14 protein-coding genes and 1 pseudogene are annotated in these 14,003 nt (G+C 64.8%); 9 read left to right on the top strand and 6 right to left on the bottom strand.

Going from position 1 to position 14,003, the window contains the following annotated elements:
* The 3 genes from VKI00_RS22735 to VKI00_RS22725 form a co-directional block, all read left to right on the top strand.
* The coding region (locus VKI00_RS22735; RefSeq protein WP_324441481.1) for a hypothetical protein at nt 1–950 on the top strand (950 nt) is incomplete at its 5' end.
* A 118-nt stretch (nt 951–1,068) separates the two neighbouring features.
* Nucleotides 1,069–1,443, top strand: coding sequence for an STAS/SEC14 domain-containing protein (locus VKI00_RS22730; protein WP_324441479.1), 375 nt, complete (start codon nt 1,069–1,071; stop codon nt 1,441–1,443).
* Nucleotides 1,444–1,507: 64 nt separating this feature from the next.
* Complete coding sequence (locus VKI00_RS22725; protein ID WP_324441477.1) at nt 1,508–1,876, top strand: STAS/SEC14 domain-containing protein; 369 nt, start codon at nt 1,508–1,510, stop codon at nt 1,874–1,876.
* 460 nt (nt 1,877–2,336) lie between these two features.
* On the opposite strand, the pseudogene VKI00_RS22720 reads toward VKI00_RS22725, so the two are convergent.
* Nucleotides 2,337–2,774: pseudogene (locus VKI00_RS22720) on the bottom strand (LLM class flavin-dependent oxidoreductase); the annotation flags it as partial.
* A gap of 142 nt (nt 2,775–2,916) precedes the next feature.
* On the opposite strand from VKI00_RS22720, the gene VKI00_RS22715 reads away from it, so the two are divergent.
* Nucleotides 2,917–3,702 (top strand): SDR family NAD(P)-dependent oxidoreductase, encoded by a 786-nt coding sequence (locus VKI00_RS22715; RefSeq protein ID WP_324441475.1) that lies wholly within the window; start codon nt 2,917–2,919, stop codon nt 3,700–3,702.
* Complete coding sequence (locus tag VKI00_RS22710; RefSeq protein WP_324441483.1) at nt 3,699–4,667, top strand: phosphotransferase family protein; 969 nt, start codon at nt 3,699–3,701, stop codon at nt 4,665–4,667. The genes VKI00_RS22715 and VKI00_RS22710 overlap by 4 nt, the downstream gene beginning before the upstream one ends.
* On the opposite strand, the gene VKI00_RS22705 is transcribed toward VKI00_RS22710, so the two are convergent.
* The 4 genes from VKI00_RS22705 to VKI00_RS22690 all read right to left on the bottom strand — a co-directional run bounded on the left by VKI00_RS22705 (nt 4,664) and on the right by VKI00_RS22690 (nt 9,071).
* Nucleotides 4,664–5,962: an acyl-CoA dehydrogenase family protein gene (locus tag VKI00_RS22705; protein ID WP_324441473.1), complete on the bottom strand. Its 1,299-nt coding sequence runs from the start codon at nt 5,960–5,962 to the stop codon at nt 4,664–4,666. The two genes, VKI00_RS22710 and VKI00_RS22705, sit on opposite strands and share 4 nt — an antisense overlap.
* Nucleotides 5,963–5,984: 22 nt before the next feature.
* A complete protein-coding gene (locus VKI00_RS22700; RefSeq protein WP_324441471.1) occupies nt 5,985–7,142 on the bottom strand; it encodes a CaiB/BaiF CoA-transferase family protein in 1,158 nt (385 codons plus the stop codon).
* Nucleotides 7,139–7,915 (bottom strand): enoyl-CoA hydratase/isomerase family protein, encoded by a 777-nt coding sequence (locus VKI00_RS22695; RefSeq protein ID WP_324441469.1) that lies wholly within the window; start codon nt 7,913–7,915, stop codon nt 7,139–7,141. The genes VKI00_RS22700 and VKI00_RS22695 overlap by 4 nt, the downstream gene beginning before the upstream one ends.
* 223 nt (nt 7,916–8,138) lie before the next feature.
* On the bottom strand, nt 8,139–9,071 hold the full coding sequence (locus VKI00_RS22690; RefSeq protein WP_324441467.1) for an MFS transporter: 933 nt from the start codon (nt 9,069–9,071) through the stop codon (nt 8,139–8,141).
* 177 nt (nt 9,072–9,248) lie between these two features.
* On the opposite strand from VKI00_RS22690, the gene VKI00_RS22685 reads away from it, so the two are divergent.
* Nucleotides 9,249–10,478, top strand: coding sequence for a transposase family protein (locus tag VKI00_RS22685; protein ID WP_324441465.1), 1,230 nt, complete (start codon nt 9,249–9,251; stop codon nt 10,476–10,478).
* A gap of 479 nt (nt 10,479–10,957) precedes the next feature.
* On the opposite strand, the gene VKI00_RS22680 is transcribed toward VKI00_RS22685, so the two are convergent.
* Nucleotides 10,958–12,400 carry an alpha/beta hydrolase gene (locus VKI00_RS22680; RefSeq protein ID WP_414687266.1) on the bottom strand — a complete coding sequence of 481 codons (1,443 nt, stop codon included), beginning with the start codon at nt 12,398–12,400 and terminating at the stop codon, nt 10,958–10,960.
* Nucleotides 12,401–12,495: 95 nt separating this feature from the next.
* Between VKI00_RS22680 and VKI00_RS22675 the strand changes: the two genes are divergently transcribed.
* From VKI00_RS22675 to VKI00_RS22665, 3 genes are all read left to right on the top strand, one after another.
* On the top strand, nt 12,496–12,642 hold the full coding sequence (locus VKI00_RS22675) for a hypothetical protein (RefSeq protein WP_324441462.1): 147 nt from the start codon (nt 12,496–12,498) through the stop codon (nt 12,640–12,642).
* A gap of 181 nt (nt 12,643–12,823) precedes the next feature.
* Nucleotides 12,824–13,174, top strand: coding sequence for a hypothetical protein (locus tag VKI00_RS22670; RefSeq protein ID WP_324441460.1), 351 nt, complete (start codon nt 12,824–12,826; stop codon nt 13,172–13,174).
* Nucleotides 13,175–13,254: 80 nt separating this feature from the next.
* A partial coding sequence (locus tag VKI00_RS22665) for a class I SAM-dependent methyltransferase (protein ID WP_324441458.1) occupies nt 13,255–14,003 on the top strand: 749 nt, incomplete at its 3' end.

The raw sequence follows: 14,003 nt of genomic DNA, 5'->3' as shown, positions 1-14,003 counted from the left end.
AGCGCCGTGACCGCATCCTCGCATGGCAGTCGCCGCTGTCGTTGCTGGTACGGCTTGCGGTGTGGCTCGGCCTGATCGTTGTCGGTTACGCGCTGTTGCTGTTGCCGAGCATGAACGGGCACCTTGGACAGGCGTTTTCCGCCGCTGGATCGTCGGTGTTCACCCTCGGTTACGCCGCCCCGGCCGGTAGCGGCAGCACGACGCTCGAATATTTGGCAGCGTTTACCGGGCTGGTCGTCATCGGCTTGCAGATCGGCTACCTGCCTACCCTCTACGCCGCGTTCAACCGGCGTGAAACCGAAGTCAGCCTGCTTGGCTCGCGCGCCGGCGTCCCAGCGTGGGGACCGGAGATCCTGGCTCGTACTCGTTGGGGGATCGATAACCCCGACACCGGCACTGTTCTCGAGGAGCTGTTCACCGCTTGGGAACGGTGGGCTGCCGAGGTTGCCGAATCCCACACCACCTATCTGACCTTGGCCAGGCTGCGCTCACCGCGGCCGATGTCGCACTGGCTGACCTCGCTGATCGCGGTGATGGATGCCGCCGCCCTGCATCTGGCGCTGGCACCGTCGCGAGAACCCAAACTCGCCGCGCGGCTGTCGCTTCGGATGGGCTTCGTAGCGCTGGAACAGATCGCCAGAACCATGCGGCTGCCGGTACCCGACGAACCCGACCCCGACGGGCCGGTCACGGTGTCAATCGACGAATTCAGGGCGGCCACCGCAATGCTGCGCGAAATCGGATACCCGATCGAACTGAGTGACGAGCAAGCGTGGCCGCACTTTCGTGGCTGGCGCGCCAACTACGACAAAGCTGCACTGCTGCTCGCCCGGCAACTCGACGCACCGCCGGCGCTGTGGACAGGAACGCGACGGTGGCCATCGACGCCGATCCCACCACGTCGCCCCGCCGCCAGACTGGCCCGAGACGCCCAACAACGGCGGACATAGCCGCCCGCCGAGTCGCCAGAGGAGTCCCATGCTTTGGTGACCTTGGCCTCTTATGGCGGATGCTCGCCCACGGACACGATGGCGACACGGGAACCCACCCACCGTTTGGGAGATCATCGTGATCGAGACGCTCAATGACTTCCCCGCGAACGTGGCCGCGTTCGTCTGCCATGGGCACCTGACGAAGGCCGACTACGAAACGGTGCTGATCCCAGACGTCGAAGACAAGCTGAAGCGGCACAAGAAGCTGCGGGCCTACACCGTGATCGCGCCCGATTTCGCTGGGATCGAACCCGGCGCAATCTGGGATGACACGAAGCTCGGCTTCGGTCACCTCTTCGACTGGGAACGTAGCGCACTGGTCACCGACGCGGCGTGGATGCGCCACGCGGCAAAGCTCTACAGCCTCCTTGGATTCTTCATTCCCGGGGAGTTCCGTGTGTTCCCGACCGCTGAAGCCGACAAAGCACGCGCGTGGATTGTCGAGCCGTGAATCGGCCTTCCGCGCCGATCAGCGGCCCGAAGACTCATCCCCAACGATCGTCTAGGAGCGATACATGATCCAATACGACCTGGATACCGCGCATTCCATCCTGCTCGTCCGACCGACGTCTGCGCTGGAAAAGGACGACTTTGTTCAACTCGCTAAGGCGGTTGACCCACACATCGAGGCGAGTGGCGATCTTGCCGGCCTCATCATCGAGGCCCCAGCATTCCCGGGATGGGAGAGCTTTGGGGCGATGGTCACCCACTTTCGCTTCGTTCGGGATCATCAGAAGCACATCAAGAAAGTCGCGGTCGTCACCGACTCGGCCCTCGGGGATATCGCACCGCATCTGGCGTCACACTTTGTGTCAGCACAGATCAAGCATTTCCCCGCTGGGCAGGTCGAGGAAGCAACGCAATGGATTATCAGCGGCGCGTGAGGACTTGTGGTGGCGGTCCACGTAGTCCGGCGCGTACGCATGCCGGTTCAGCGTCTTGCCCGAAGACACCCGGGACTCTTTCTTGGCAAACGCCTGAAACGCACCACAAGCCGCATTGCGGTAACGCGGCAACGGGCGCGGAACAAAGAAATCAGCAACGTCATCAAATTGGCCCGGAGAGCTCGGCAAGATGTCAGGCTCCGAGCTGCTCCGTGATTGATTTGCGGCGCCGCCCTCGAAATCTTGCACGCCACCACCCGCCCGGCAGAAGAACCAACTCATCGCCGCACCTCAGTACCGCCGGGCTGTGATGCCAGAGGTCAGGGTGGCCAAAGTGCTGGTGAGGCAGTGGATTCGACTGCGCGCGACGTCGGGCGGTACCAGCGTGACTGTGCTCAGCACACCCGGTTTCGGCGCGGCGAGTGGTTGATGACCTCGCTCGCTAACGCACCTGAGTTCTCGCGGTGGTTTTACCACGGCCCAAGTATTCGTTGAGAAGGGCGAGGTTCCGTTCCAGGCGCGTGACGCGCTCGGCGCCGCTTGCTGTGCCGAAGTTGAATTTCTCCAGTTCCTGGGGCATCGAGCCCGAACCCAGCCCGAGTTCGAAGCGGCCACCCGACGCCTCGGCAAGCGTCACGGCTTGTTTGGCCAGCACGGCGGGATGGCGGAACGCGTCGCACAATACGAGGTGGCCGATCGTAAGCCGTTCGGTTCGGGCAGCGACCCAGGTCGCTGCGGTCATCGCCTCCCAGATCGGGCTGTCGGGGGCCATCGGCGTCTCGAGGTGATCCAGAAGCGCCACGCCGTCAAATCCGCTCGCCTCGGCGGCCTGTGCGCGGGCCACGAGGTCGTCGAGTCCCAGTCGGCTTTGGGGCACAAAGAGGAACCATTCGACCATTCACAGCCCTTCCACCGCTGCACCGAAAGGCAGCGCCGAATACGGTGCGGGCCTATACTTCCGACGGCACCGATGGTAACGGCATTCTCCTGAGATGAGAAGCTATTTCCGTAGTCGCGAGGCAGCGAGGAGGCGGAGTCGTATGGCGGGACGCTGCGACGGCATGGTGGCGTTGGTCACCGGGAGCAGCCGAGGCTTGGGCAAGGCGATCGCGCGGCGGTTGGCCGAAGAGGGAGCCGCGGTGGCGCTCACCGCCCGAACGATGGAGCCCGATCCCAAGTATCAGGGCTCGCTCAGGCAGACGCGTGAGGAAATCACGGCTGCCGGCGGCACAGCGATCGCCGTGCAGGCCGACTTGTCCAATCCCGACGGGCGCGAGCGGCTTTTCGCTGAAGTGGTCGATCGCATCGGTGCGCCCGACATTCTGGTGAACAATGCCGCCGTGACCTTCCTGCGTCCGCTTGACGCGTTCCCGGAGCGGCGCGTGCGCCTGATGATCGAGATGCACGTGCTTGGACCGTTGCACCTGACCCAGTTGGCGATTCCGACAATGCGTGAACGCGGGCGCGGATGGGTGCTCAACGTCACGTCCGTTGCGGGGGATCTTCCTGCGGGGCCGCCGTTTTCGGATTTCGACCGAACCGCCGGGTTCGGCGTGTACGGCACCGCGAAGGCCGCCTTGAACCGGCTGACGAAGAGCCTCGCGGCCGAACTGTACGACGCAGGCGTCGCCGTCAACGCCGCTGCTCCGTCGAATCCTGTCGCGACCCCAGGCGCCGGAACGCTGGAGTTGGCCAAGACCGAGACCGAAGACATCGAGCTAATCACGCAAACAGCCTTGGAGTTGTGCAGCTGTGATCCGAAGACAATGACCGGCCGCATCGCCCATACGCAGCCCTTCCTTCGAGAACTGGGCCGGCTGCGCTGACCGGCCACCTGGTTGCCCAGCTGGGTCAGCGACTGGCGCCGTTGGGTGTCAAAGACCTACGTCCACTGTCTGGCGGTGCATCGAGCCTGACTTACCTGGGCGTGCAGGGGGAGCGGCGTGTGGTCGTGAAGGTCGCGCCGCCGGGAGTCGAGCCCCTCGCTCATCGCGACGTGTTGCGTCAATCTCGGATCATCCGCGCGCTTGCTCTGACGCAGGTGCCCGTCCCCACGGTGCTGTGGGAGGACGAGGGTGATCCGCCCCATGTGCCGCCGCTGTTCGTCATGTCGTTCCTCGACGGCGATTCGTTCGAGCCGCTGTTCGACCGGGATCCGCCGCGGCGTCCGACTACAGTTGTCGCCCAAAGGCTCCGCAGTGCCGCAATCGTGCTGGCGCAACTGCACCGCACCACCCCTGCCGCCATCGGCCTGGGATCCGAACCCATTGTCGGGCCGGCGGCGGAGATCCAACGGTGGTGTCGCACGTTGGAAACGGTCGACCAGACACTCGTGGCGGGGTGGCGAGAGTTGCGCGATGCACTGACGTCCTCTGTGCCGTCCGCGGCGTCACCGGCCATAGTGCACGGTGACTTCCGTCTGGGTAACCTGGTCGCCGATGAAGATCGCATCAACGCCGTAATCGACTGGGAGATATGGTCGGTCGGCGACCCGCGGGTGGATGCGGGATGGTTTCTGATCAACGGTGACCCGCAGACGTACCGCCGCTCGACACCGTACTGCGGGGTTACACCGTCACCATCCGAACTCACGTCCGTCTACCGGCACGCACTTGGGCGGAGTCTGCCGGATTTGGCGTGGTTTCAAGCGCTGGCGTGTTTCAAGTCCACCGCGACGTGGTCCTTGATCATCAAGCACAATCGCCGCCGTGACGACCCGGATCCAGAGTGGGAGGCGATGGCACCGGTGTTGCCCAGCATGTTGGCGCAGGCGTGGAGGTTCTTGGGTTAGGTGCGCGGAATATCGGCGAGCTTGTCGGCGAATTTGGCCTCTGCGGCTTCACGCAGACGCAACAAGTGCTCGGAGGGGAACACGTCGGGCGCAGGCTTTCGATCCTTGAGCAGCAGCCGCGCCAAGGTGACCTTGTGCACTTCGGTTGGCCCGTCCGCGAGCCCGAGCACGAACGATTCGACCAGGTACTGCACGAACGGCATTTCATGGGTGGTACCCAGCGAGCCGTGCAACTGTAGTGCACGTGCGGAGACGTTGTGTAGCACGTTCTGCATCATCGCCTTAACGGCCGAGATGTCGACGCGGACGGCTTTGTAGTCGTTGTGTTGGTCGATTTTCCACGCGGTCTGCAAGGTGAGCAGGCGGAAGGCCTCGATCTCCATCCACGAGTCGGCGACCATCTGCTGGACGAGCTGCTTGTTGCCGAGCATGTCGCCCTGGGTATGCCGTGAGACCGCGCGCTCGCAGATCATGTCGAAGATGCGCCTGACCAGGCCCACCGTGCGCATGGCGTGGTGGATTCGGCCGGCGCCGAGGCGGGTCTGGGCGACCACGAAGGCTCCGCCGCGCGGCCCGAGCATGTGGTCGTCGGGTACACGCACGTTCTCGTAACGGACATAGCCCTCCCGTCCGCCCCCGCCGAGTGGCTGGTACCCGAGCCCGACGTCACGCAACACGTGGATGCCGGGAGTTTCAGCGGGGACCACGAACATCGAATGCCGTTCGTACGCAGGGGCGTCTGGATCGGTCATGGCCATGACGATGATAAAAGATGCCATCGACGCAAACGACGAAAACCATTTCTCCCCATTGATGACCCACCCGTCGCCGTCTCGCGCGGCGGTGGTGGTGAACACCTTCGGGTCTGCGCCGCCCTGAGGCTCGGTCATCGAGAAGCAGGACACGATGCGGTTGTCCAGCAGAGGCTCGAGATAGCGCTTCTTCAGATCGGGGGTGCCGTAGTGAGCAAGGATCTCGCTGTTGCCTGAATCGGGGGCCTGCGAGCCGAAAATGATTGGTGCGCATTCGGAGCGGCCCAGAAGCTCGTTGAGCAGCGCAAGCTTCACCTGTCCGTATCCCGGTCCGCCAAGATGAGGACCCAGGTGGGTCGCCCATAACCCGCGCCCTTTGACGATCTTCTGCAGCGGAGGGATCAGCGCCTGACGGACGGGATCGTGGAGGTCGTGAGACTCTTTGACGATCAAGTCGATGGGCTCGCACTCAGTGCGGACAAAGTCCTCAACCCAGGCGAGCTGTCTTGCCCACTCCGCGTCGGTGGAGAAATCCCACGCCACGTGTCGTCCTTTCGTCGGGTGCTCAGGTGTCGGGGCGGGCACCGTCGAGGCGCTGTACGGCTACCCCCGATTCGATAAGGTCGGCAATGGCCTCGCCGCCGAGTCCGAGTTCGGCCAGTACGGCCCGAGTGTGATCCCCGGGCAGCGACGGAGATCGCGGACGTTCCGGCACGGTTCTCGAGAATCGCGGCGCCGGTGCGGGCTGACGTACGCCGTCGATCTCGACGAACGAGTCCCGCGCGACATGGTGGGGATGGTCCGGCGCCTCAGTGATGCTCAGTACGGGCGCCGCGCATGACCCGGTCGACCCGAGCTGCTGCTCCCACTCGGCGCGGGTCTTCTCCCGAAACCGCGCCGCGAGCGTTTGACGGTGGGCAGCCCACGCGCTCGGCTCGTCAACGTCATGCGGGACAGTCACGTTCAGGTGAGCACAGAGTTCTGCGTAGAACCGCGCCTCGAGCGCCCCGACGGCCACGTGCTTTCCATCGGCGGTTTCGTAGACGCCGTAGAAATGTGCGGCACCGTCGAGGAGATTGTCGCATCTGCGGTCACGCCAGCTGCCGGCAGGCACCATCCCGAAGTAGGGCGTCATGAGGGTGGCCGCGCCGTCGACCATCGCGACATCGATCACCTGACCGCTTCCCGACTGACGCGCCTCGAGAATCGCGCTCAACAGACCCACGGCCAACAACATGCCGCCACCGCCGTAGTCGGCGATCAGATTCAGCGGTAGGACGGGCGCCTCCTCGGTGCCGATGGCGTGAAGCGCACCGGCCAACGCGATGTAATTGATGTCATGACCCGCGCGATCGGCATAGGGCCCCTCTTGGCCGTAACCGGTCATCCGAGCGTAGACCAGGCGCGGGTTGACCTCGTGCAGGTCGTGAGGCCCGATACCCAGCCGTTCTGCTACGCCCGGCCGGTACACATCGACGAAAGCGTCGGCACTCTCGGTCAACCGGCGCACGATGTCACGGCCCCGGGTGTTTTTGATGTCGAGGGCGATCGAGCGCTGGTTGCGCCGCACTGTGTAGTCAATGGGCAGGGGGCCGTCGACCTCGCGAATCTGGTCGATGCGGACGACGTCGGCGCCGAGGTCGCCCAACAGCATGCCGCAGAACGGTCCCGGCCCAAGTCCGCCCATCATGACCACTCGTAGACCCCGTAGTGGGCCGGTCACGATGACCACTTCTGTCGGCGCGCCGCCGCCTCATCGGTGGCGTGGCTGATCAGCTGATTGCGGTTCTCGAGTTCGAGCGCCGACGACAGGCTAGCGGCATCCGTATTGACCTGCAGCGCGCGCTTTGTCAGCTGCACACCCAGCGGAGAAAGCCCGGCTATCAGTGACGCCAGTTCCAGCGCACGATCGAGTAGACGGTCAGGTTCGACGAGTTCACTCACCAGCCCGCGGCGGTCGGCTTCCTCAGCCGTGACGGTGCGGCCGGTGAGCATCCAGTCGGCGGCGACACTGGTGCCGACGATCCGGGGCAGGTGGTAACTCATGCCCATCTCAGCGCCCGACAGCCCCAGCAGTATCGCGGCATTGCCGAACGTCGCTGTCGCTGAACAGATACGGATGTCGGCGGCTAGGCACAGCGCCAGGCCGCCGCCCACGCACGGGCCGTTGACCGCGGCGATGACAGGCTGCGCCATGCCGCGGATGGCTTGTGGCAGCTCGGCCATTGCCTCCTGGAATCGCAGCCGGTCGATGGCCGGGTCGGTGGCGTGCGGAAGCCCCGGCCCGAAGTCGCGCACATCGATGCCCGAGCAGAACCCTCGCCCGGCTCCAGTGATGACGGCAACGTTGACAGACGTGTCGGTGCCCAAAGCCGCCAATGCATGCGTCAGTTCGGTCAGCATGACCTGGTCAATCGCGTTGAGCCGTTCAGGCCGATTGAGCCGCAGCAGGGCAACCCCGGGCCGGGGCGATTCGACTAGCAGCGCGTCAGCCACGTCACATCAGCGGTCGGATCGGGGCCGATCGGCATGGGCGAGGCCCTCCTTTGCCGCTGCCAGGAGTTCGATTCTCTCGGAGGATATCGGAGCACCGGCGTCCTCATGTCCAGTCCCGCGGTGTCGCGCGCCGGTGACCGCTCGATAACCACGCGGGGAGCGGTCCTTTCGCCGGCGCACGATGAAATATCGCTGTCTGGCCTGCAGATCTGCAGGTTGTTTTCTAGGCCGGCGGTGCTGCCCGTCGCGCGGCCGGCAGGAGCAACAGCCCCGCTCCCAACCATGAGAACCCCGGCAACCAGGGCAAGGCCAGCGCCAGTGCGGGAACCTGCTCGAAGTGTCCCGCGACCAGCACAATGCGCGCCATCGCCGCCACTGCCAAAAGGGAGAACATGGCCCCGACCGCCTTGCCTTCACTGCCGGGGCGGCCGATCGCGAGGGCTGCCGCAACCGCGCTCATCGTCACGCAGCCCCAGGCGCCGCCGCAGATGAATTGCGCAAAGCCGAGCGAGACCACGTCAGTGGCCTGTGTCGCCGCCCAGGCCGAAGCGGCGCCGAGCAGCGCCCCCAGCGCCATGATCAAGATGCCGCCGAAACGCCTCGTCAGGAACGACGCCGGCAGCATCAGCAGGCTGAACCCGATCCAGAACAGCGAAAGCAGGGCCGGAAGATCGTGCGGCCGGGCGAATTTGGCGAAGAGCGGCTCTGTGTTGATGAAGAAATGCACCTGGAACCCGATCGCCAGCAGCAAAATCGCAGCGAGGAATACCAGGAAGGTGGCGGACTGAATTTTGGTGTCCGCATGTTCCTCGGGCGGGGCGGAGCGTACCAGCGTCTTTTCCGCCCAGACGATCGAGAAGGTCACTACAACGACCGACACGGCCGAGGCCGCGAACATGATGCGCGGGTCGTAGGCCGTGATCCAGCCGGCGAGAAGTGGCGCCAGCGCGCTGGCGATGCCTGTGCCGAGCAGGAACAGCGATCCGACCCAGGGTTGCTGATCCGGTGGCGTGTAGCGGCCGAGCAGCGTCAGCGGGGGCGCGCGCAGGGCCGAGGACGTGATCGCCCAAACGACGATTAGAACCACGAATGCGGGCGCGCCAAACCGCGTTACGAACGGTAGGAGCAGAAACGCCAGGGCCGACAGCGCCGTCACCCCCGCGACAATCTTGCCGAGCCGGCCAATGATTGTGGCACACGGTCGGCGGCGAGGCCAGCGCCCGCGTTGACTCATCGAAGATGCCCGCGTAGCCCCCTTCGTTGCCTCAACTGAAAATGCCCGGGTGCGGCGTGTCGTTCGAACGTCAGGGCGGGGTTGCGTTACCGCCGGAGGATGGGATTGACGTTGGCAGAGCGCAAGGCCGTGACCAAGGCGATCGCGACCCGCTACAAGCGGGCCGACAAGCCCGCTAAAGCGAAGATCCTCGATGAGTTGTGCGCTACCACCGGGTGGCATCGCGATCATGCTCGCAAGGCGCTGCGCGGCGCCCTGCGGCCCCGAGTGGTCCGTCGGCGGGTAGCGCGTCCACCGAAGTATGGCCCGAAAGTCATTGCGGCGCTGATCTTCTGCTGGGCGGTGCTGGGCATGCCGGCCGGCAAAAGACTAGCCCCCATACTGGACGAGCTGGTGGCGATCCTGCGCCGCTTCGGTGAGCTGGACATCGACGACGAGACCGCGGCGCTGCTGGCGGGCATGTCGGCGGCCACCATCGACCGGCGCCTGGCACCTGAGCGCAAGAAACACCAACTGAAGGGCCGCAGCCACACCAAACCGGGGTCGCTGCTCAAGAGCCAGATCCCGATCCGCACCTGGGCGGACTGGGACGACGCGGTGCCCGGATTCGTGGAGATCGACCTGGTCGGCCATGATGGCGGCAACGCCGCCGGTGAGCACGCTTTCACGCTGACCGTCACCGATATTGCCACCGGCTGGACCGAGGACCGCAGCGTGCCCAACAAGGCCCGCAAATGGGTGCTGGCCGCCCTCGACGACATCGCGAAGGCGATGCCGTTCCCGATCCTGGGCGTCGACAGTGACAACGGATCGGAGTTCATCAATCATCACCTGCTGGACTGGTGCAAGAAGCGCCAGATCACCTTCACCCGGTCGCGGCCGGGTAACTCCAACGACGGCTGCCACGTGGAGCAGAAGAACTGGGCGATCGTGCGCACCGTGGTCGGCTATCACCGCTACGACACACCAGCAGAACTATTGCTGCTCAACAAGATATGGGTGCTGCAGTCACATCTGACGAACTACTTCTACCCGCAGCAAAAACTCCTATCCAAAGTCCGTGACGGCGCCAAGGTGGCCAAGAAATACGATCGAGCGACCACCCCGTACCGGCGCGCCGAACGCCATGAGACGGTCTCCGATGAGGACAAGGCGATCCTCGCCGACACCTACAACCGCCTCAACCCCGCCGCCATCCAGCGCCATATCCAGGCCCTGACCGCCGAGCTACTCACGATCACCACCAGCAAGGCGGGACCGGCCAAGAAAGCCCCCGCCACGCGGGCATCCTCAGATGAGGCAACGAATCAAACCTCGCGGGCATCTTGACACGAGGCAACAGGGCGCCCCAGTCGCACAGCGCGAAGATTGCTTGGTCGAGTACCAGGATCCATGGGACCACGCCGCGGTCGATCCCGGCCTGTGCAGCGAGTTTCGGCAGGTAGATGACGTATTCGACCCAACTCAGCCAAAAGAAGAGCTGCAGCAAGCCGAAATACAGCCCGACTCTGGTCGACACTGAGTTCATCGCGGGGCCCGGCGTCGGTCAGGGCTGTCCGATTTGATGGCGGCAAAGCCCGCTCGTCAACGCCTCTCGGATGTCCGGGCGTAGGGACCGGGTCTGGAAGACCATATGCCGCGCCTCCTCGGAGTCCAACAGTTCCGCAGCACCGGACTTCGCCGTGCAGGCTGGAGTCTATGTTCTCGATGGCGAAGTCGTCCGATCTACGTCGGCAATCCGCCCACCGAGGGTGTCACCGCAAATCGGTCACATCGAGGTCTGTCCGTTCCACGCCACCGGCGATGGATCAATCAGGAACTGTTGGCGTGTGCACCCGCTGCGCGATCCATGACAGTGCGTCGGAAAACGCGCGGGCGGCGAACTGCCATGTGTGATAGCCGGTGTACACGCGCAGTGTGCATCCGATGTTCACTGCGACTGCGGCCGCGCACAGGTCTGGCAGCGCGCCCTTCTCCCGAAATTGGTTGTCGTCACCGTGCCCGCCGAATCCGACGGGTGCCAAGCGATCCTGACGACGGTCCGGCAGGTCCTTTGATTTGTCATCGGGTGGCTCCTGCGAGTCATCGAAGTATCCCGCGACACCGCTGTACGGCCCATGTCTGGTCATGACCGTTCGGGGGTCGTACGCATTCCATGCCGCCGCGTCACCACCGTAGAGGCGGCTGATCGTCTGTTGCTTGGTACCGGAATTGGGGCCCCGGTCGCCCCCGATGTCCTCGAAGGTGGCGAACAAATCGGGATGCGTGACCGCGAGGTCAATCGCGCATGTCCCGCCCGAGGACCAGCCAACGACACCCCAGTCCGAGGGGTCTGATGAAGTGCCGAATTGTGAAATAGCGTAGGGGCGGACGTCTTTCGTCAGGTGGTCGTCCGCGTTACCTCGGGGCCCGTTCACACATTCGGTGTCGTTGTTGAAGCGTCCGCTGGAGTCTACGAAGACGAACACCGGGGCTGCACCGCCGTGCCCCATGGCAAATTTGTCGATCGTGGGAATCGCGTTGCCGGTGCGTATCCAGTTGGTTGGGTTGCTGAATTCGCCGGCGATCATCATCACCGCGGGGAGCTTGGGCGGAACGTCCCCGGTGAACCAGACCGGCGGCAGGTAGATGTATTCGCGGCGGTGGCTGAAACCGCTCCCGGAGTCGGGGATGTCGACCGCTACCAGCTTGCCCGTCTGAGGGTGTGTGTTGCGCAGTCCCGGAAGATCTTTGGCGTCGGTCTGATCGGGGAGAGGGCCTGTCGTGAGGTCTCCCCAAGCTTTCTCAAGCGTCGGGTAGTAGCCCACCCACTGGTTGAGCACGATGAGGGCACACACCAGGGTGAGAGGAATTGCCACCAGGGACAGTCCACGTCGCCACCAACGTGAGCCCCGAAATCCCAGCACCGCTAAGGCAACCGAGCCGGTAAACACCGCCGTCCACACCCACAGCTCAAATGGCGCCGGGTCGGATGCCAGCCCCTCGGAGTTCATGTAGGTCCGCGCGGCAAGGGCGGCGATTACGCCGACGGCCGCGCTGACCGGTACCCACACCAGTCGCCAGCGCCGGGTTCGCCAGCCGATGGCTACGACCAGGATGGCGACCGTGAGGATCTCCACGCCGAGCGGAAACCATCCACCCAGCAACGAGGTGCCCTGGCCCCATTTGCTGAAGTCCGGGTCCGGTAACCGCGGCATCAGTGTCGGAGTGGGAACTGACGGCGATGTTGGTGTCGGGCCGTTCGGCGGCACCCCGTCAGTATGGGGTGTCCCTGGGAAAGGCTATGGTCATTTCCCTGACGTGCGCCGGACGGGAGCGTATCCGCCTCTCAGCGCACCAAAACCGTGTGCTCCCCGCGGGCCACGAGCTCTCCGATGACCGGCGCGCCCGGGATCTCGCCGGCGATCAGCAGCAGTTCCCGCGGTTCGCCGCGGCGGCCCAGAGTGTGCGCGCGGCCGCGGCGCGGCTGGTGGCCGGGTCAGGCCGCCGTTGAGCCTCGCGGCGCGCCGCCCACAGAAAACCCTTAAGTAACGCACCAGGATCGCGCCCAGACCGGTCGCGAAACGCATAGCGTTACAAGCTTTACCGGATTGTGTTGCGAATGTGACTTTTGTAAAGCAACGTTACCGAAGTGAAATCAGTGCCCTGAGTCAGACCCAGGCCAGGAGTGTGAAATGACCCCATGGATAAGCCGCCGACACGCGACATTGGCCGGGCCGCTGGTGGTTTCGGTGGACTTCCTCACCGCGGCCGCAACGGTGGCCCGCCCACTGATGGTGACGGCGGGCGTCATCACCGCGGCCGCAACGTGGGGCGCGCCGACGCCCGGCCAGCCGGTCGGCGACTCAATCAGCAACGTGTTCAACAACGTGTCCGCCGACAACGGTCCGGTGGGCATCGCTGTCGCGGGACTGGGCCAGTCGCGCTGTTCCATGCTGGTGCAGCCGTGCGCGAGGTTTGCCACCATTGCATCTCCAGTGGCCGGCAACACCGGCCCCTGCAGTAGCCCGGTGCCAACGCCATAGTGGAATTCGGCGAATCACGCTGGCGCCTAACGTATCTGGATCCCCCTTCTACGCAAGGTGACCTGGCGTAGGCTGAAGGGGTGAGCCGGTCCGCGTCAGAGGCTTTTCATCACAATCGCGAATCCTACGAAAGCCTCTACCGCGGGGAGTCCGCATTCCCGGGTGCGCCTGCCCCCGACGGCATCCCTTGGGACATCCGACAGGCGCAGCCGCGGCTCATGGAACTCGAAGCGCTCGGCGCGATCAGCGGAGAGGTGCTCGACGCCGGCTGCGGCCTCGGCGACAACGCGATCTATCTGGCGCGTCGCGGCTACCCGGTGACGGGCCTCGACAGCTCGCCGACCGCGATCGAGCAGGCCCGCGCCCGCGCCGCTGCCGCCAGAGTCCAGGTTCGTTTCGACGTCGCCGACGCCACCGAACTGACCGGTTATGACGGACAGTTCGACACCGTCGTCGACAGCGCCCTCTACCACTGCCTCGACCACGACGGCAGGCAGGCCTACGCGGCCGCGCTGCGCCGCGTGACGACGCCGGGCGCCCGCTGGTTCCTCTACTGCTTCTCCGGTGACAACGTCAACGGCGTCATCGCCCCGATGGAGGCCGTACCGGTAGCCGACATCCGCAACACCCTCGGAAACGCCGGCTGGCACATCGACTTCCTCGGACCCACCACCTTTCTGGCCAACACCTCGGGTTTCACCGGCAGCTTCGGGAAGCTGCCGGAGGCGGTTCTGCAGCAGATGCCACAAGGGCAGGCCGAACAGATGCGCCAGATGGCCCAACGGATGGCCACGATCCTGCCGCTCATCGACGACCGGCGCATCCACCT

The organism is Mycobacterium sp., from assembly GCF_035314665.1.
Taxonomy (GTDB): domain Bacteria; phylum Actinomycetota; class Actinomycetes; order Mycobacteriales; family Mycobacteriaceae; genus Mycobacterium.
This window is presented reverse-complemented; position numbering and strand designations above follow the sequence as displayed.